Raw genomic sequence first — 17,961 nt, forward strand, 5'->3', positions numbered from 1 at the left:
GACTGCCTCATGGCCTTCGCACTTTCATCCCTTCCTGTCCGGCGCATCACGGCGCGGCCCGGTCAGGTTCTGGCGGTGACGCTGATCGCGCTGTTCCTCGCGATCTTCCTCGTCATCCCCGCCGGAACGGTGATCTACACCGCTTTCACGGAGAAGGGCACCGGCGCGCTCACCGCCGTGAACTTCGTCGATTTTTTCAACACCGATCTTTTTCGCCGCTCCTTCTTCAATTCGGTCTATGTCTCGGCCATGTCCGTGGTCTGGGCGAGCGCCATCGCGCTGCCGCTCGCGGTGCTGACGACGCGCTTCGAGTTCCGCGGCTCGCTGGTCATCCAGACGCTCGGCTTCGTGCCGCTCATCATGCCGCCCTTCGTCGGCGCGGTGGCCATGCAACTGCTCTTCGGCCGCAATGGTACGGTCAACCTGCTACTCAATGACTGGTTCGGCATCCGCATTCCCTTCATGGAGGGGCTGAACGGCGTCATCTTCGTGCAGTCGCTGCATTACTTCCCCTTCATCCTGATCAACCTCTCAACCAGCTTGCGCAACATTGATCGCTCCATGGAGGAGGCAGCGCAAAACCTCGGCTCTTCCGGCATGCGCCTCTTCCGCCGTATTGTCTTTCCGCTTGCCATGCCCGGCTATCTCGCCGGCGCCTCGCTCGTCTTCGTCAAGGTCTTTGACGATCTGGCGACGCCGCTTCTGCTCAACGTCAAGGACATGCTGGCGCCACAAGCCTACCTGCGCGTCACCTCGGTCGGCCTGACGGATCCGATGGGCTACGTTATCTCGGTCATCCTCATCGTCGTCTCGATATTCGCCATGTGGCTGTCGGCCGTCGCCATGCGCGGCAAGGACTATTCCACCACCCAGCGCGGCGGCGGCGGCCTGTCGCGGCGCAAGCTCGGCCTCGGGGAGAGCATCGTCGCCTACGGCGTCGTCGGTCTCATCTTGCTACTCGTGCTCTCGCCGCATATCGGCCTGTTGATGCTGTCCTTCGCCACGGTCTGGTCCTTCAGCCCGCTGCCGGATGCCGTGACGCTTGCCCATTACGGCCGGGTGTTCGGCGAAAGCTCGATCTACATCAAGAACACGCTGATCTACGCCACGCTCGCCGGCCTCATCGACGTGGTCGTCGGCGGCGCCATCGCCTATCTCGTGCTGCGCACCAAGATCGTCGGCCGCCGCTGGCTCGACTGGGCTGCGACCTCGGCGCTCGCCATTCCCGGCGTCGTGCTCGGCATCGGCTATCTGCGCACCTTCTACGGCGTCTCGCTGCCGGATGGCACGCCGCTCGCCACGCTCTGGATCATGGTCGTTCTGGCGCTCGCGATTCGCCGCCTGCCCTACGCGCTGCGCGCCTGCTACGCGGCGCTGCAGCAACTGTCGGAATCGCTGGAAGAGGCGGCGGAAAACCTCGGTGCGACCAAGCAGCGGACGATCCGCCGCATCGTGCTGCCGCTGATGACGGGCGGGCTTCTCGCCGGCTTCGTCACCAGCTTCTCGACGGCCGCCGTCGAGCTTTCGGCGACGCTGATGCTCATCCAGAGCAATTCCGACGCGCCGCTTGCCTATGGCCTCTACGTCTTCATGCAATCGCCCGCCGGTCGCGGCCCCGGCGCGGCCCTCGGTGTCATCGCGGTCGTCATGGTCGCGCTCTGCACGCTGATATCCCACTACGTCATCGAGCGCCGCCAGAAAGCGCTCGGCATCGGCAAATGATCCGGGAGGAACGGACTATGACCATCAATATCGACAAGGCTGCCCTCGCGGAAAGCCCCGCCAAAGCCATCAGCATTCGCGATGTGAACCTCTATTACGGTTCGCTGCATGTGCTGAAGGACATCAACCTCGAAATCCAGCCCGGCGAGTTCTTCGCCTTCCTCGGCCCGTCCGGCTGCGGGAAGACGACGCTGCTGCGCCTCATCGCCGGATTCAACCAGGCCGACAACGGTGCCGTCGTTGTCGGCGGCGAGGATGTGCTCGACATGCCGCCATGGAAGCGCGACATCGGCATGGTGTTCCAGTCCTACGCGCTCTGGCCGCACATGACTGTGGCGCGCAACGTCGCCTTTGGCCTTGAGGAGCGGCGCCTGCCGCGCGCCGACGTGGAAAAGCGCGTGGCCGCGGCCCTTGCGCTCGTCGGTCTGTCGCATCTTGCCGACCGGCGGCCCTCTCAGCTTTCCGGTGGCCAGCAGCAGCGCGTGGCGCTCGCCCGCACTATCGCCATCGAGCCCAAGGTGCTGCTGCTCGACGAGCCGCTGTCGAACCTCGACGCGAAGATGCGCGTGGAGGTGCGGCGGGAGCTGCGCGAACTCCAGCAGCGCCTGAGGCTCACCACGATCTTCGTCACCCACGATCAGGAGGAGGCAAATACGGTCTGCGACCGCATCGCCGTCTTCAATGAAGGTCGCATCCAGCAGGTCGGCACGCCGATGCATCTCTACGAGAAGCCGGCCAACCTCTTCGTCGCCAATTTTCTCGGCACGGCGAACATCCTGGAAGGCAGCGTGAAGGGGAAGGGCGCGGTGCGCAGCTTCGAGGTTGCTGGAGGCGGCAGCATTCCAGTACCGTCGGGCGTCGAGGTGCCGGCGGGAGCGAAGCTCGTCTTCCGCCCACAATATGCGACGATCGGCACGGTGGAAACCGATGCTGTCCCTCTATCCGGCACCATCGCTCATCGCGAGTTCCTCGGTGCGACGGTGCGCTACGGCGTGGAGGTCGGAACGGCGACGGTGCTGGTCGATGCGCCCTTCCATTCTGGCGATGGCCTGCTTGAGCCCGGCAGCAGCACCGTGCTCGGCATCAAGCCGGCGTCGGCGCTGTGGCTTGCCGACTGATAAAGACGGCCTTCGCCGCGCCTGCGGCGAAGGCTCCCCATACAAGAGGACAAAACATGACTGAAACTCTGCCCACCCTCCTCGTCATCCGCCACGGGGAGACCCAATGGAACGTCGCCGGGCGCCTGCAAGGAAGCCGCGATACCCCACTGACCGTCAATGGCATGCGTCAGGCACAGGCCGTGGCCGTGCGGCTTTCGGAAACTGTAACGAGCCTTACAGATGCGGCTTTCTGGGTCAGCCCTCTCGGTCGCGCCCGGCAGACGGCCTCTATCCTCGCCGATCTCTGGTCGCGTCCTTTCGAGCATTTCGTGGAGGAGCCGCTGCTTGCCGAGCGTTGCTACGGTGTATGGGAAGGGCGCCTGCATGGTGAAATCGAGCGGGATCTGCCAGATCAGTATACTGCGCACGCCACCGAGCCGTGGGATTACTCGATGCCCGGCGGCGAGAGTCGAACAGCGCTGACAGGCCGGCTCCGCGCATGGCTTCGCACGCTTGATTCTAAACGCCCGCATATTGCCGTCACCCACAGCGGCTGCCTGCGCGCGTTGCGCGGCATCTACACGGAAGCGCTACCTGTAGACATCCTCGCCTATCGGGAACCTCAGACCTCGGCGTTTTTTCTGAATGGGGGCTCGGAGTGCATGCTGAGCGTTCCCGCGGCAACCCTGCGTGCCTTCGGTTGCGACGGTGAGGGGCGAACTGTTTGGATCTAGGTTAGACGAGAGTAGTCGTGTTTCGTTTGCCACCAGTCATTCAAGGGATGGTGGGTTGAAATTCGTATGCAATTGATGGAGAGAGGCGCAGTTTATCGATGAAACCGCAGCATTATCAGTGATTTATTCCGGTCACTGGTTCGGATCTTCTAAAGGCGTGATATCGAAACAGACTGAATGCCCTGCCTAGTTCATGAGCCTCTTGAAGTTTGTAGGCGCTTTGCATATTTTGATATCAAAGACATCATTTATATAGAGGTGATATCAATGCCGGCAGTCACCATTCGAAACCTCTCTGACGAAACACATCGTGCTCTGCGGGTACGAGCGGCTCATCATGGCCGGAGCACCGAGGCCGAAATCCGTGACATTATTGAAGCCGCTGTTCGTCCTCATCAACGGGTTAAGCTCGGTTCGTTGCTGACGGCTATTGGTCGGGAAGCTGAGCTTTACGATAGCGACATTGAAGCCCTGCAGAAAAGCCGCGACAAGACACCTGCTGAACCGATGACATTCGAATGATCTTGCTGGACACCAATCTTATATCCGAGCCTTGGAAGCCAGTTCCTGATCAGGCAGTAATCGCCTGGTTGGACGCTCAAGCTATCGAAACGCTGTTCCTCTCCGCAATAACGATCGCCGAACTTCGCTTCGGGATCGCTGCCATGCCGTTAGGGAAACGGCAAACCGTCCTTCGCGATCGCCTTGAGGGCGAAGTGCTGCCCCACTTTTCCGAGCGCATCCTGTCTTTCGATCTGGCTGCTTCTCAGTCTTATTCCGAACTAATGGCGCGTGCTCGAATATCTGGGAAAGCGATCGGCACTGCTGATGGTTATATTGCAGCCACCGCGGCAGCAAACGGCCTTGCGATCGCAACTCGCGACACGCGCCCTTTTGAAGCTGCTGGGATAAAAGTTATAAACCCCTGGTCTACATAACGACAGAATGTATGTAGATGTGGTGAGTTCGTATCCTATCAAGAGCGAATACGCGCGTGGAACTCGACAGAGTTACGCTATCAAGCCTGCCATTGAGCTGGCCATCGGGACTTCCCGTATGCAGCCGGTCTGCTGAAATGGGTCAGACGATTGCGGCTTACTGAATAACCTTCTCGAACAGAAACCCTTCGTCATCCGGAAGATCATTCGACGCGGTATGATGTGGGTCCGGGTACTTGGCGTGATGAAACGCGATGATCTTGAAGCCACATTTGTTGACGTAGAAGTGGATGTTCCTCTTCTCGAAATAGCGTGTATGGGTTCGCCACGTGATCGTCTTCGGATAACGAGCTTCGATCGCAAGCCAGGCTTTGTGACCCAGACCCTGCCCATGCTCGTCAACCTTCAGGAAAAATAGATCCAGCGTGTTGTGATGCGTGTTTTCATCGATGGTCACAACCGCGCCACCGATCTTCTCGCCGTCTGAGAGAATACGCAGTGCAACAGCTCCAGGGGCGGCGATAGAGCTGTCGATGTCCTCGTCGGCAGGTATGGGGCCATCGGGCAGCGCTCCGTATTCATCGATGACAGCAACAGAAAATGCCTCCTGGAGCTCTTTCTTGAAGTCAAGGAGATCATCCTGATCTGCAACGGCGAGGCTGACAGTTTGTATGGTCATAACGTTTCTCCAACGGCTTATCGAACGCGGGGCCGGATTCGGTGCCCATAAGTGCGCTTTACATAATCCGAGCAAAGCGTCTTGGTTGGGCCTGGGATTTCCAAGATTTCCGGTTCGACAACGGGGCGCCCGGCGAATGTCCACATTCGAGGACTGCGGCATTAAGCAGGTTTCCCATCAAGAACTCACCGTCCATTGGTCATCGGTGGTGCGGTCGACTCCCGTACGACGAGCGCATAATCCACCTCGTAATGGTTCGGCACCTTGTGTCCGTCGAGGCGGGCGAGGATGTATTCGCCGGCGCCTTTCCAGGTGAGGTCGGTAGGGATGTGAAGCGTCGTCAGCGCCGGACGCAGGTGACGGCTCCATTCCAGATCGTCAAACCCGACGACTGAGAGATCGGCGGGAATTGTCAGGCCGCGCCGCTCCGCTTCCAGCATGACGCCATAGGCAAGCACGTCATTGCCGCAGGCGATCGCCGTCGGTACGCTCCGGCCTATGAGGATCTGCCGCGCGGCTTCGCGCGCGTCGTCCAGAGTATAGCGTACTTCCACGTGCCATTCTTCCGGGAGGGCGAGCCCGTGTTCGGCGAGCGCGCGACGGAACCCCCTTATGCGCGCACTGGCGCGGTCGTTGTTGCGCTGGAGGGCGCTGACCACGCCAATGCGGCGATGGCCGAGATCGATGAGATGTGTCATGGCGCGGTGCGCGGCCGCCTCGTTGTCGACGCCGATGCTGGGGTGGGGCTGAGCCGGGTTGTAGATGCCGACATTGATGAACGGTATGTTGCGGGCCGTTAGCAGGTCGCGAAGCGCCTGATGGTGACAGTCGCCACGCAGGATCAGCCCGTCAACGCCGCGGCTGATTAGGTTGCGGGCCTGCTCCAGTTCGACATCGATATCGTATCCGTTGGTCGAGAGGATGAGCATGTAGCCGCGCGAGGAGAGGAACTTCTGCAGCGACTCGATCCCGCGGGCGAACATGGCGTTGTCAATGGTGGGAATGATAGCGCCGATTGTGCAGGTCCGGTTGCTGGATAGGGCCCGCGCCATGCCGTGCGGCACGTAGCCGGTCTCGTCTATCACCTGCTGGATGCGTGCGCGCAGGTCCTCGCTGACACTTTGCGGATTGTTCAGCGCGCGCGAGACGGTGGCTGTCGATACGCCCGAGAGCTTTGCGACCGCCCTGATGCCTGTTTTTTCCTTGTCGGTGGTCATGAGATCGCTCAGAGGATGTAACGTTACATTCCTTGTGTGGCAAGCAGTGCATGGTTGTCAATCAAAAAAGGCCCTGCAATTAAGCGGAATATTTTCACGTTGTGGCGTGTTGACAGGAGAGCCTTGTACATAATATGTAACCGGTTACATAAATATCGCGCTCGGGAGGAGCGCTTTGCTCGCCGCTTGGGCGTAGCTTTGTGGAGGAAGATATGCTGAAAAACCGTTCTGTCCATGCTGTAGTCCTTTCCATGCTCTTCGCCGGCACGGCGACCTCGGCCCTCGCCTTCGACTGGAAGGCGCATGAGGGTGAAACGGTTTCATTCCTGGCCAACAACAATCCCTGGTCCCAGGCGGTTCTGTCCTACAAGGACGAATTCACCGCCTTGACCGGTATTAACCTGAAGGTCGACTCCTATCAGGAACAGCAGATGCGCCAGCGTCTCGTTACTGTGCTGAATTCCGGCAGCGACGAGATCGACGTGTTCATGACCCTTGCCTCGCGTGAGGGACAGCAGTTTGCAGCGTCCGGCTGGTATTCCGACCTGTCGGCCTACACGCAGGGCGCTGTGGCCCCGGAATACGACTTCGCCGCCGTCAGCCCCGCTCTGGTGAAGGCCGCGACCTTCGACGGCAAGCTGACCAGCATTCCGCTCAACCTCGAAGGTCCGCTGCTCTACTATCGGACGGATGTTTTCGAGAAATGCGGTCTTGCCAAGCCAGCTTCGCTCGATGACGTGCGCGCCGCGGCCGAAAAGATCAAGGAATGCGGTGGCGGCATAACGCCCTTCGCCTCGCGTGGCCTGAAGCCGGCGATTGCCTATACGTTCAGCAACGTGCTGCACAACATGGGCGGCACCTATATAGTCGACGGCAAGTCGGCGCTTTGCTCACCCGCAGGCCAGAAGGCGATCGCCTGGTATGGCGACCTGATGCGCGAATACGGGCCTCCGGGCGCGGCGAACTACAGCTTCTATCAAATCTCGGCGCTCTATCGCAGCGGCCGCGCGGCCATGGCCTTCGAATCGTCCAATGAACTGCGCACGATCATGGAAGGTGGTGAGCGCCTGAACGATACGGACGTCGTTCCTCTGCCTGCCGGCGAGGTGGGAACTGTCCCAACGGCCATAGGCTGGGGCCTTGCGATTTCCAGTCGCAGTGCGAAGAAGGATGCGGCTTGGTATTTCGTGCAATGGGCCTCAAGTCCCGAAATGCAGAAGCGCCTGGCGCTCCAGGGTGTTGCCTCGCCGCGCGCCTCCGTCGCTGAAGAAGAGGAATACAAGGCCTGGATCGCCGAGGCGCCCGTGCGCGCCAGCTGGCAGGCCGCACTTGGCGTTCTAGCGTCGGACGGGTCTTCGGAAGTCGGCTATCCCATCATCGCCAACCCTGAATCGCGGGACTATATCGGGCAGGCCGTGCAGGACGTGCTTCTTGGCCAGCGCTCGGTCGCAGAGGCGTGCGCCGCCGCGGACGGCGCGCTCGATGGTCTGATCGCCCGCAAGTGATGCCTTTACCGGGTCCTGCTTCCAGGGTCCGGCATTCGCTGCAATCGCTCACTCGGAAAGACCGGATTCATGACACCAGGCTCGACCAACAGCCAGGGCCGGCAGCTTGCTGCCCTGTCCGCACCGGCGGTCCTCTTCACCGTTGCGATGATCGCCTTCCCGGTGGTCTATACGATTTGGCTCGGATTCCATTCGTTTTCCTCGACGGGGGAGGCCAGCTTTGCGGGAAGTGACAACTACGCAGCACTTGTTGCTGACGGCGAGTTCTGGAACGGCCTCTACGTCACCTTCGCGCTCTACTTCCTATCGATGGCCCTGCAGCTTGTCGCCGGCATCTACCTCGCCATGCTGTTGTTTCATTCCAAACGCTTGTCCGGGATACTGCGCTCGCTGCTGATCTCGCCCTTCATGATGCCGCCAGTGGTGGCCGGCATGATGTGGCTTGTGATTCTCGACCCGTCCCTCGGCGCGGCCAATTATATCCTTGAAGCGCTCGGCCTTCCGGCTTCCGAATGGCTGGCTTCCCCAACCTGGGTGATCCCGACGATCGCCCTGATCGATACCTGGCAGTGGGCGCCCTATGTCGCGCTGATCGTACTGGGCGGGCTGCAATCCCTGCCGCCGAGCGTCTACGAGGCGGCGCAGATCGATGGCGCGTCGCCCTTCCGCATCTTCCGCCGCATCACCCTGCCGCTGCTATTGCCCACCATCGTCACCGCCGCCGTGCTGCGGAGCGTCGACCTGCTGCGCTTTTTCGACATCATCTACATCACCACCCAGGGCGGCCCGGGTAATACGTCCAACACGCTCAATATCTACGGTTTTCGGGTGGGATTCGAGTTCTTCAACATCGGCTATGCCAGCGCGCTCATGATCACGCTTTCGGCCATCGTGCTGGCCGCGGTCCTCGTGCTCAACCGCCTGCGTAACGCAGTCGCCTGGTAAAGAGGAGACGACGATGAATGATCATTCTGGCCCCCGCCGGTGGCTTCACTGGCTGAACACCCTCCAGTTGACGATCGCGGGCATCCTCATCCTGGCGCCGACCGTCTGGATGGTACTCTCGTCCTTCAAGCCGTCCTTCGAGGTAACCGCCTATCCGCCGACGCTGTTCTTTCAGCCGACCTTCGAGAATTATGTGACGCTATGGGAGACCACACCGTTCCTGTCCTATGCGGTCAACAGCTTCGTCGTGACCATCGGTTCGACGCTGCTCGGGCTGGTTTTCGGCATCCCGGCCGCGTTTGCCGTTTCCTGGTCGCGCGTCACTTGGCCGGCCGTGCTGACGCTCGCCGCGCGCATGGCGCCCGGCACGCTCTTCCTGCTGCCCTGGTACATCATGTTCCGCGAGGTCGGTCTGATCGGTTCGTACACGGCGCTAATTCTCAGCCATGCGGTTATCACCATGCCGATCGTCATCTGGGTGCTACTTCCCTTCTTCGACAACATTCCGCGCAGCGTCTTCGAGGCAGCGCAGATGGATGGCTGCTCTGTGACGCGCGTGCTCTGGCGCATCGCCATGCCGCTGGTCGGCTCGGGCGTCGCCGTCGCGTCGATCCTCGCCTTCGTCTTCTCGTGGAATTTCTTCCTCTTCTCGCTGATCCTGTCGAACTCCGACACGAAAACGCTGATAGCCGCCGCCTTCAACTTCGTTGGTGAAGGTTCCACCCAGTGGGGCTCGCTGATGGCAGCCGCCACGCTCATCGCGCTACCGCCGCTCGCGCTCGCGATCCTCGTCCAGCGTTGGCTCGTTGCAGGGCTGACCCTCGGTGCCGTCAAGGGATGACCAGGATGACTGACAGACACAATGCCCGCATGCGTGCCTCCGTCTTTCACGGCGACCGCAAGATCACCATTGAGACGCAGGACCTGCCGCACGTCGGACAGGGCGAGGTTCTGGTGAAGGTGCTGCGCACCGCGCTTTGCGGCTCGGATTTCAAGCTCTGGTACAAGGGCGCGGAGTTCACGGCCGGTCATGAGATATTCGGCGTCGTCGAACAGCCGGGCCATCTAAGCCACGGGCAGCGTTGCGCGGTTTATATTCCCGAGCATTGCGGCCATTGCGATGCCTGCGCGGCGGGCGACACGCAGATGTGCCTTGAGGTCTCCAGCCTCATCGGCTGGAATCGCCCGGGAGGCTACGCCGAATATGTGCCCGTGCCGGAAAACTGCCTGTTGCCCGTGCCGGACGACATCGAGGACGATCTTGCGCCGCTGCTTCTCGACACGATCGGGACCTCGGCCCACGCTGTTCGCTTTGCCATGCCTCTTGCTCCTCCCGAAGGATCTGTTCCGGTGCTCGTGATCGGTGCGGGCCCGGTTGGGCTCGGCGTGGTGCTAGCGCTCTCAAGCCTCGGATACGAGGATATCCATGTCAGCGATCCGAACGAAGAACGACTGGCGATTGCCGTTTCCTTTGGCGCGATAGCTCATCCGGTTGGCGCGCGAGACAAGCGCTTCAAGCTGATCTTTGAATGCTCTGGCGCCCATGCGGCCCGCAACCTCGGCATCGAACTGGTTCTGCCGCGTGGGGCGCTGATGCTGGTCGGCGAGAATGCCGCGCCCTGGACCATCGAAGAAGGCAAGATCTTCCGTCGCAAGGACTTCTACATGATCCGGACCTTCTATTTCCCGATCGGCGATTTTACGCCGAATGTCGAGCTTCTGCGCGCCAACAAAGAGCGCTACCGCCGGCTCGTCGATGCCGCTTTCGGGCTCGACGAACTGCCGGAAAATTTCGCCCGCTTCGCCGAAGGCAAGCTCATCAAGCCCGTTCTATCGTTTGGGTGATATCATGGCCTCGATCACAATCAGGAACATCGCCAAGAAGTTCGGTGAATTCACCATCATCCCCGGGCTCGATCTGGAGATTGCGGACGAGGAATTCATCGTCTTCGTCGGACCGTCCGGTTGCGGCAAGTCCACGCTCCTACGCATCATTGCGGGGCTTGAGCCATGCACGTCCGGCGAGCTCTTCATTGGCGAGACAAAGGTCAATGACGTGCCGGCCGCAAAGCGGGACATCGCCATGGTCTTCCAGGATTATGCGCTCTATCCGCACATGACCGTCTACGACAACATGGCCTTCGCGCTAGAACTTCGCGGCATGACACGGGCGGAGATCGACCAGCGTGTGCGTCGTGCCGCCGGTCTCCTTCATATCGAGCCTTTCCTGGAGCGCAAGCCGAAGGCGCTTTCCGGCGGCCAGCGCCAGCGTGTCGCCATGGGTCGCGCGATCGTTCGCGACCCTAAGGTCTTCCTGTTCGACGAACCGCTTTCGAACCTCGACGCCAAGCTGCGCGGTCAGGTGCGCACAGAGATCAAGGCCCTCTCGCAGGAACTGAAAACCACCATGATATTCGTCACCCACGATCAGGTGGAGGCCATGACCATGGCAGATCGCATCGTCGTCCTCAAAGGCGGCGAGATCCAGCAGTTTGGCCGGCCGGAGGAGGTGTACGAGACGCCCGCGAACCAGTTCGTGGCCGGCTTCATTGGCTCTCCCGCGATGAATTTCTTCAATATTCGTCGCGCCGGTGAGGGCTTCGTGTTCGAGGGCGCGCCGCATCTCGCCGCACCGGTGCCGGAAGCGCTGAAACCGGCGCTTGGCGATAGGAGCGAGGCGGTACTCGGCATTCGACCTGAACATTTCGCTCCCTCTGAGGGCGCGGCCGGTGTGCTGTCCGTCACGATCGACCTGGTAGAGCCACTCGGTTCCGACACGCTTACGCATTTCTACCTTGCTGGCGTGCGGACCGTCGCCCGCGTCAATCCCGAGCTTCGGCCGAGAGCCGGTGACAGGCTGGGCTTTGTCGCGCCGGCCGGCAAGGTGCATCTCTTCGACAGCACGGACGGAAGGGCCATACGATGATCCGCCCGCCGATCATACCGGAAGGTGCGTCGCCGTCGGTCGTGTGCCTTGGGCTGTCCGCGCTCGATCGTATCTGGCGCGTGGAGGTGCCGTTTTCCGGCGGCAGCGAGAAGATCCGCGCCGGCCAGCACCTGACGGAACCTGGTGGCATGGCGGCGAATGCTGCGGTGGCGGTGGCCAGGCTCGGTGGTACGGCATCCTTCTGGGGACGGGCCGGTGCCGATGAGGCGGGACGTCTGATGGCAGAAAGTTTTGCCGCTGAAGGGGTCGACACCAGCCAGTTTTGTCTCTTCGAGGATGGGGCGTCGTCCGTTTCAGGCGTCATCGTCGATGAACAGGGCGAGCGTCAGATCGTCAATTTTCGCGGACATTACCCGGTCGATCCGGGGTGGTTGCCGCTCACCAGCCTTACCGCCGACTGCGTTCTGGCGGATCCGCGCTGGCCGGAGGGTGCGCAGGCGCTTTTCGCCGAAGCGCGTCGCCGCGGCATCCCGACGGTTCTCGATGGTGACGTCGCCGACACCGACGTATTCGAGCGCCTGCTGCCCTTGACGGACCACGCCATCTTCTCCGAGCCCGGCCTGCGCGGCTTCGGCGGGGAGAACATCGACGCGGCGCTGGAGCGGGCCGCAGGCTTCGGCTGCCGGATGGTTGCCGTCACCCGCGGTGGTGACGGCCTTCTCTGGCAGGATCATTCCGGCAGGCACTATATGCCGGCTCCTTCCGTCCGGATCGTTGATACGACGGCCGCCGGCGACGTGTTCCACGGCGCCTATGCCTTCGCGATCGGAGCGCGGCTCGCCATTGCCGATGCGCTCGGCTTTGCGAGCTCGGTCGCCGCCCTGAAATGCACGCGGCCCGGTGGCCGCGCCTCCATCCCCTCCCTCGACGATTTGAAATCATCCTGAAAGGAAACGTCATGTTGACACTTGGTAAAACCCGTGGTCTCGCCCGTCTCGCCAACAAGGACGGTCATTTCTGCATGGTGGCGCTCGATCAGCGCCCACCGCTTTTCGAGGCCATCGCTGCAGCGCGGGGCATCAACAAGTCGGACGTGCCGTTCTCGGACGTCATCACGGCAAAGCGGCTTCTGGTCGAAAACCTCGCCCCGCATTGCAGCTCCATGCTGTTCGACCCGAACTACGCCATTCCCGCCGCCATCGACGTGCTGCCGCCGGAATGCGGGCTGATCGTCACGCTGGAGGACCACCGTACACAGGAAACCGAAGGCGGGCGCAAGTCCAAGGTCATCGCCGACTGGAGCGTCGAGAAGATACGCCGTCTCGGCGGCGATGCGGTCAAGGTGTTGGCGTGGTACCGGCCGGACGCGTCAGCCGACGTGCTGGAACACCAGAAGGAATTCGTGCGCAAGATCGGTGAAGAGTGCCGTCGCCACGACATCGCATATGTGCTGGAGCTGCTCGTCTTCCCGTTCCTCGGCTCGGCGAACCACACGGCGGACTATGTCGAATCTCCGACCAAGCTGCCGGAACTGGTCATCGAAAGCGTGCGCGAATTCGCAAAGCCCGAATACGGGGTCGATCTGCTGAAGCTCGAAAGCCCGCTTGCCGCAAACAGCCTGCCTGTGCGGGATGGAAGCGAGGCCGCTCAGGCCGCGCAGCGGGAGTTCGATGCGATCGGTAAGATCTGCGCCGGCGCGGGCATCCCGTGGGTTCTGCTTTCGGGGGGCGCGGCGACGGAGAAGTTCGAGCGGGTGCTCGATTACGCCTATGCCGCCGGCGCAGGCGGTTTCCTGGCCGGCCGTACTATCTGGCTCAATGCAATCCGTTCACATTTCCCGGATACGGCGGCCGTCGCCGCAGCACTTGGGAATGAAGGTGTCGCGGTGGTGGAGCGCTTAAGCGCACTCACCGCCGCTAAGGCCCCGCGCTGGACCCCACCGGCTCCGGCCTTCCAGGGTATTCGCAATGAAGGTGACTTCGCCAGCAGCTATGCCGCTGCCTGACGAACCATTAGTGGAAGGAATGACCATGGACGATCGATCGACACGGCCGGTTGCTGCCCTGACGGACCGGTCCCTACTGACCGACAAGGCCTATGTGAGTGGACGCTGGCTGGGCGCCAAGGACGGCAGGACCATCGCGGTCACGGATCCCTTCGACGGATCGGTCATCGCCCATGTACCCGATCTCGGCGTGGATGTGGTTCGCCAAGCCATCGACGCCGCAGCCGTCGCGCAGGTGGATTGGGCACGCCGGTCCGCAAAGGAGCGGGCCGTCGTCCTGCGGCGCTGGTACGAACTCATCATCGAGAATGCCGACGATCTCGCCCAGATCTTGACTGCCGAACAGGGCAAGCCTCTCGCCGAGGCCCGGGGCGAAATCGTCTCCAACGCCGCCTATCTGGAATGGTTTGGCGAGGAGGCAAAACGCATCGACGGCGACATAATCCCCGGACCGAACCGCAACCAGCGCATCATGGTGCTCAAGCAGCCCGTGGGCGTCTGCGCGGCCATCACGCCCTGGAACTTCCCCAACGGGATGATCACGCGAAAGGCGGGCCCGGCTCTTGCTGCCGGTTGCGCGATGGTGCTGAAGCCTGCGGCCCAGACGCCGCTGTCCGCCTTTGCACTCGCGGTCCTTGCTGAGCGTGCGGGCGTGCCGGCTGGTGTCTTCTCGGTCGTCACAGGCGAGGCGCGGCCGATCGGGATGGAGTTCTGCCATAACCCCAAAATTGCCAAGATAACCTTCACCGGCTCCACCGGCGTCGGGCGCTGGCTGATGAAGGAAGCCGCCGACGGAATCAAGCGGCTGTCGCTTGAACTTGGCGGCAACGCGCCTTTCATCGTCTTCGACGATGCTGACATCGATGCAGCGGTCGAGGGGGCGATGATCTCGAAGTTCCGCAATGCGGGCCAGACCTGCGTGTGCGCGAACCGCATCTATGTACAGGAGAGCGTGGCAGAGACCTTCACGACAAAGCTTCTGGAAAAGGTCTCGGCGATCACACTCGGCCGCGGCACGGCGGTGGGCGTTGGCCAGGGGCCGCTGATCGACGAGCGGGCTGTCATGAAGATGGAGGAACACGTCAGCGATGCGCTCGCGAAGGGGGGGCGGGTTCTCACGGGCGGCAAGCGCAGCGCACTCGGCGGCACCTTCTTCGAACCGACCGTCATGACCGGCATTACGCAGGACATGAAGGTCGCGAAAGAAGAGACTTTCGCGCCGCTCGCCCCGATCATCACCTTCCGCACCGAGGAAGAGGTCATCGCCATGGCCAATGACAGCGAATTCGGGCTTGCGTCCTATTTCTATGCGCGCGATCTCGGCCGAGTCTGGCGGGTCGCCGAGGCGCTGGAGGCAGGCATGGTGGGCGTTAACACAGGCATGCTCGCCAACGAGATGGCGCCTTTCGGCGGCGTCAAGCAGTCGGGCGTGGGACGTGAGGGCTCATCCTACGGCATCGAGGGCTTCCTTGAATTGAAATATGTCGCCGTGGCAGGCATTTGAGGGACGGCATGGAAGATCCTTTTGCCTTTCCGTCCGGCTTCCACGCCGTCGTTGTCGGCGGTGTGGGAGGTATCGGCTCGGCGATCGCCAGACTATTTCACGCGCGCGGTGCAAAGGTTACTGCTACCGGTCACGATCGAGCAGCGCTCGACGATTCGCCGCTGTCCAATCTGCCGACGGTCGACCTCGAGGTGTTGGATGTCACGTCCGACGACGCGGTCGAGGCTTTCGCCGCACGCTTCGAACGGGTGGATGCGCTCGTCAATTGCGCTGGCATCCTCGCCCGGGACGAGGAGTACCGCATCGAAACATTCCAGCGCGTGCTCGACGTCAACCTGACCGGCACCTTCCGGACCTCCATGGCCTTTCGCCCGCATCTTGCTGCCAGCGGAGGATCGATTGTCAACATTGCCTCCATGAACGCCTTTGCCGCATTGCCGCGTCTTCCGGCCTATTGCGCCAGCAAGGGCGGCGTCGTCATGTTGACCAAGGCTCTGGCGCTCGCCTGGGCCGAGGAGGGGATCCGCGTCAACGCGGTTGCCCCCGGCTATATAGAAACAGCGATCAACAGCGAGGGCCGCAAGGACATCGCGCATCGCGACCGCATCGCCGCGCGTACCGCTCTGAAGCGCTGGGGCCAGCCGGACGAGGTGGCCGGCGCTGTGATATTCCTCACCATGCCGGCCGCCCGCTACGCCACCGGCACGGTCTATGCCGTCGACGGCGGCTTCCTTGCGGGTTGAGGTGCGATGACAACGGCTTTCCCATCCTGCGTTATCAGGTCCGTTGAGGCGCACGTCTTCCGCGTGCCGCTCGAAAAGCCGGTTTCGACGTCATTCGGTACGATGCGGGACCGGCCGGCCGTCCTGGTGCGGCTGGAGGACGATGGGGGGCTTGTCGGCTGGGGAGAGATCTGGTGCAACTGGCCGGGCTGCGGCGCGGAGCACCGCGCCCGACTGCTCACCTCCGATATCGCGCCGCGCGTCCTCGACAGGCCGTTGCCCGATCCGGCGGAGCTTTGGAAGGAACTGACGGCAAAGACCCACATTCTCGTTCTGCAGACCGGGGAAGTCGGGCCTTACGCCCAGGTCATCGCCGGCTTCGACATGGCCTATTGGGATCTCATTGCCCGTCGTCACGGTATTCCGCTCGCCGCCGCATTATCGCCGGATGCCGCCCGGGCAGTGCGTGCTTATGCCAGCGGCATCCATATTCGCGACGCCAGAACGGTCGTGCCGCAGGCACGCGCGGCCGGGTACCGCGACTTCAAGGTGAAGGTCGGTTTCGACTTCGACCGCGACCTGGCGCTTATCCGTGAGCTTGCCGAAAGCCTGCTGCCGAACGAAACGCTTTATGCCGACGCCAACCAGGCGTTTTCGCCCGATGCGGCGCGCGCCTTTCTTCTGGCGACCGCTGATCTGAGCCTTGGCTGGCTGGAGGAACCGGTGCGGGTCGACGCCGGGCCGGCGGTCTGGGGCGAGCTTGCGCGGGCGACCGAGACGCCGCTGGCCGGCGGGGAAAATCTTGCCGGCCTGAAGGCATTCCGCTCCGCTATCGGCGCGGGCCATCTCTCGGTCATTCAGCCTGATGCGGCAAAGTGGGGCGGGCCGACAGGATGCAGAGCGGTGGCCCGCGCGGCACTTGCCGCCGGCCGGCGCTACTGCCCGCATTTTCTGGGCGCCGGCATCGGCCTTGTCGCTTCGGCCCATATCCTGGCGGCAGCCGGGGGGGACGGCCTGCTTGAAATCGACGTCAATCCGAACCCGCTTCGCGACGCGATCGCGCCCGCCTGGCCCGCGTTGGACGGTGGAATGCTCGGGTTGCCGGACGGGTCGGGCCTCGGCGCTGTGCCGGACATGGATCGGCTGGAACCCTTCCGCGTCTGCGATCCGATGTCCGGCGTCGTGGCATGATCGCACCGGCTGATGTCATCGTCTTTGCCGCGCTTGCTTTCATCGCGGCGTTTGTGCAAACCTTGACAGGCTTCGCATTCGGCTTGCTCCTGATGGCGGCGCTGGCCTTGATCGGGCTCATGCCCTTGCCCGAGGCGGCTATCGTCGTCAGCCTGTTGACGCTTGCCAATGCCGTGATGGTGCTGGCGAAAGGCTGGCGGGACATTGCCGTAAAACCTCTCCTCTTCTCGCTTGCCGGTGCACTGCCGATGGTCATCGCCGGATACGGGCTGCTAGCGCTTCTGGCAGCTTCGTCGCTGTCGGTGCTGCGCCTCATTCTCGGCGTTGCCATCATCGTGTCGAGCCTTCAGTTGATCTTGCGGCCATTCCCGCTGGTGCGACTGTCCGGTGGCTTGTCTTTCATGTTCTTCGGCGGGCTTGGTGGCCTGATGGGCGGGCTCTTCTCCACGGCGGGGCCGCCGTTGGTATTCCAGTTCTACCGGCAGCCCTTGACGCATCCAAAGGTTCGCGAGACGCTCGTATCGATATTCGCGATCAATTCCTTGTTCAGGCTCGGTCTTGTGGCCGTGCATGGCGACTGGCAAAGCCATGCACTTCTATGGGCAGCCGCCGGACTGCCAACCGTCCTCCTCTCGACCTATCTGGCCCACCGCTTGGCCCCGTCATGCTCGGTACGGACCCTGCGTCGAGGCGCATTCGTGCTGCTGGTCTTATCCGGCGTCTCGCTGGTGGCGCCTGTCGTCCTCGGACTTTGGTCCGTCTGAAATCGGCCTCTGCCAATTGAAAAGTAATGCTCGGCAACCAAGACGAGA

At 62.2% G+C, this 17,961-nt stretch carries 18 protein-coding genes; 16 read left to right on the top strand and 2 right to left on the bottom strand.

Annotated elements, in window-relative coordinates; all coding sequences use genetic code 11:
• The first annotated feature begins 9 nt into the window (after positions 1 to 9).
• The 5 genes from K6301_RS22735 (at position 10) to K6301_RS22755 (ending at position 4,494) form a co-directional block, all read left to right on the top strand.
• On the top strand, positions 10 to 1,722 hold the full coding sequence (locus K6301_RS22735) for an ABC transporter permease (protein ID WP_247221112.1): 1,713 nt from the start codon (positions 10 to 12) through the stop codon (positions 1,720 to 1,722).
• 17 nt (positions 1,723 to 1,739) lie between these two features.
• The gene (locus tag K6301_RS22740; RefSeq protein WP_247221113.1) at positions 1,740 to 2,840 is read left to right on the top strand and encodes an ABC transporter ATP-binding protein; all 1,101 of its coding nucleotides are present in this window, start codon (positions 1,740 to 1,742) and stop codon (positions 2,838 to 2,840) included.
• A gap of 56 nt (positions 2,841 to 2,896) precedes the next feature.
• On the top strand, positions 2,897 to 3,556 hold the full coding sequence (locus K6301_RS22745; RefSeq protein ID WP_247221114.1) for a histidine phosphatase family protein: 660 nt from the start codon (positions 2,897 to 2,899) through the stop codon (positions 3,554 to 3,556).
• A gap of 267 nt (positions 3,557 to 3,823) precedes the next feature.
• Complete coding sequence (locus tag K6301_RS22750) at positions 3,824 to 4,078, top strand: FitA-like ribbon-helix-helix domain-containing protein (protein WP_247221115.1); 255 nt, start codon at positions 3,824 to 3,826, stop codon at positions 4,076 to 4,078.
• On the top strand, positions 4,075 to 4,494 hold the full coding sequence (locus K6301_RS22755) for a type II toxin-antitoxin system VapC family toxin (RefSeq protein ID WP_247221116.1): 420 nt from the start codon (positions 4,075 to 4,077) through the stop codon (positions 4,492 to 4,494). Before K6301_RS22750 ends, K6301_RS22755 begins: the two co-directional genes overlap by 4 nt.
• A gap of 157 nt (positions 4,495 to 4,651) precedes the next feature.
• On the opposite strand, the gene K6301_RS22760 is transcribed toward K6301_RS22755, so the two are convergent.
• Positions 4,652 to 5,173: a GNAT family N-acetyltransferase gene (locus K6301_RS22760; protein ID WP_247221117.1), complete on the bottom strand. Its 522-nt coding sequence runs from the start codon at positions 5,171 to 5,173 to the stop codon at positions 4,652 to 4,654.
• 185 nt (positions 5,174 to 5,358) lie between these two features.
• A complete protein-coding gene (locus K6301_RS22765; protein WP_247221118.1) occupies positions 5,359 to 6,390 on the bottom strand; it encodes a LacI family DNA-binding transcriptional regulator in 1,032 nt (343 codons plus the stop codon).
• Positions 6,391 to 6,602: 212 nt separating this feature from the next.
• On the opposite strand from K6301_RS22765, the gene K6301_RS22770 reads away from it, so the two are divergent.
• The 11 genes from K6301_RS22770 (at position 6,603) to K6301_RS22820 (ending at position 17,913) form a co-directional block, all read left to right on the top strand.
• Positions 6,603 to 7,895 carry an ABC transporter substrate-binding protein gene (locus tag K6301_RS22770; RefSeq protein ID WP_425475414.1) on the top strand — a complete coding sequence of 431 codons (1,293 nt, stop codon included), beginning with the start codon at positions 6,603 to 6,605 and terminating at the stop codon, positions 7,893 to 7,895.
• Between the two features lie 69 nt (positions 7,896 to 7,964).
• The gene (locus K6301_RS22775; protein WP_247221119.1) at positions 7,965 to 8,840 is read left to right on the top strand and encodes a carbohydrate ABC transporter permease; all 876 of its coding nucleotides are present in this window, start codon (positions 7,965 to 7,967) and stop codon (positions 8,838 to 8,840) included.
• A 13-nt stretch (positions 8,841 to 8,853) separates the two neighbouring features.
• A complete protein-coding gene (locus tag K6301_RS22780) occupies positions 8,854 to 9,681 on the top strand; it encodes a carbohydrate ABC transporter permease (RefSeq protein ID WP_247221120.1) in 828 nt (275 codons plus the stop codon).
• 5 nt (positions 9,682 to 9,686) lie between these two features.
• A complete protein-coding gene (locus K6301_RS22785) occupies positions 9,687 to 10,685 on the top strand; it encodes an alcohol dehydrogenase catalytic domain-containing protein (protein ID WP_247221121.1) in 999 nt (332 codons plus the stop codon).
• A 4-nt stretch (positions 10,686 to 10,689) separates the two neighbouring features.
• Positions 10,690 to 11,766 (top strand): ABC transporter ATP-binding protein, encoded by a 1,077-nt coding sequence (locus tag K6301_RS22790; RefSeq protein ID WP_247221122.1) that lies wholly within the window; start codon positions 10,690 to 10,692, stop codon positions 11,764 to 11,766.
• A complete protein-coding gene (locus K6301_RS22795) occupies positions 11,763 to 12,674 on the top strand; it encodes a sugar kinase (RefSeq protein ID WP_247221123.1) in 912 nt (303 codons plus the stop codon). The genes K6301_RS22790 and K6301_RS22795 overlap by 4 nt, the downstream gene beginning before the upstream one ends.
• An 11-nt stretch (positions 12,675 to 12,685) precedes the next feature.
• On the top strand, positions 12,686 to 13,732 hold the full coding sequence (locus tag K6301_RS22800; protein ID WP_247221124.1) for a tagatose 1,6-diphosphate aldolase: 1,047 nt from the start codon (positions 12,686 to 12,688) through the stop codon (positions 13,730 to 13,732).
• A gap of 25 nt (positions 13,733 to 13,757) precedes the next feature.
• Positions 13,758 to 15,236 (top strand): NAD-dependent succinate-semialdehyde dehydrogenase, encoded by a 1,479-nt coding sequence (locus K6301_RS22805; RefSeq protein WP_425475415.1) that lies wholly within the window; start codon positions 13,758 to 13,760, stop codon positions 15,234 to 15,236.
• Between the two features lie 8 nt (positions 15,237 to 15,244).
• Entirely contained in the window at positions 15,245 to 15,979 is a 735-nt protein-coding gene (locus K6301_RS22810; protein WP_247221125.1) for an SDR family NAD(P)-dependent oxidoreductase, read from the top strand.
• 6 nt (positions 15,980 to 15,985) lie between these two features.
• Positions 15,986 to 17,149, top strand: coding sequence for a mandelate racemase/muconate lactonizing enzyme family protein (locus tag K6301_RS22815; RefSeq protein ID WP_247221126.1), 1,164 nt, complete (start codon positions 15,986 to 15,988; stop codon positions 17,147 to 17,149).
• Positions 17,146 to 17,913, top strand: coding sequence for a TSUP family transporter (locus tag K6301_RS22820; RefSeq protein WP_247221127.1), 768 nt, complete (start codon positions 17,146 to 17,148; stop codon positions 17,911 to 17,913). Before K6301_RS22815 ends, K6301_RS22820 begins: the two co-directional genes overlap by 4 nt.
• Positions 17,914 to 17,961 lie beyond the last annotated feature (48 nt).

The organism is Shinella oryzae (assembly GCF_023038235.1).
Taxonomy (GTDB): Bacteria; Pseudomonadota; Alphaproteobacteria; order Rhizobiales; family Rhizobiaceae; genus Shinella; species Shinella sumterensis.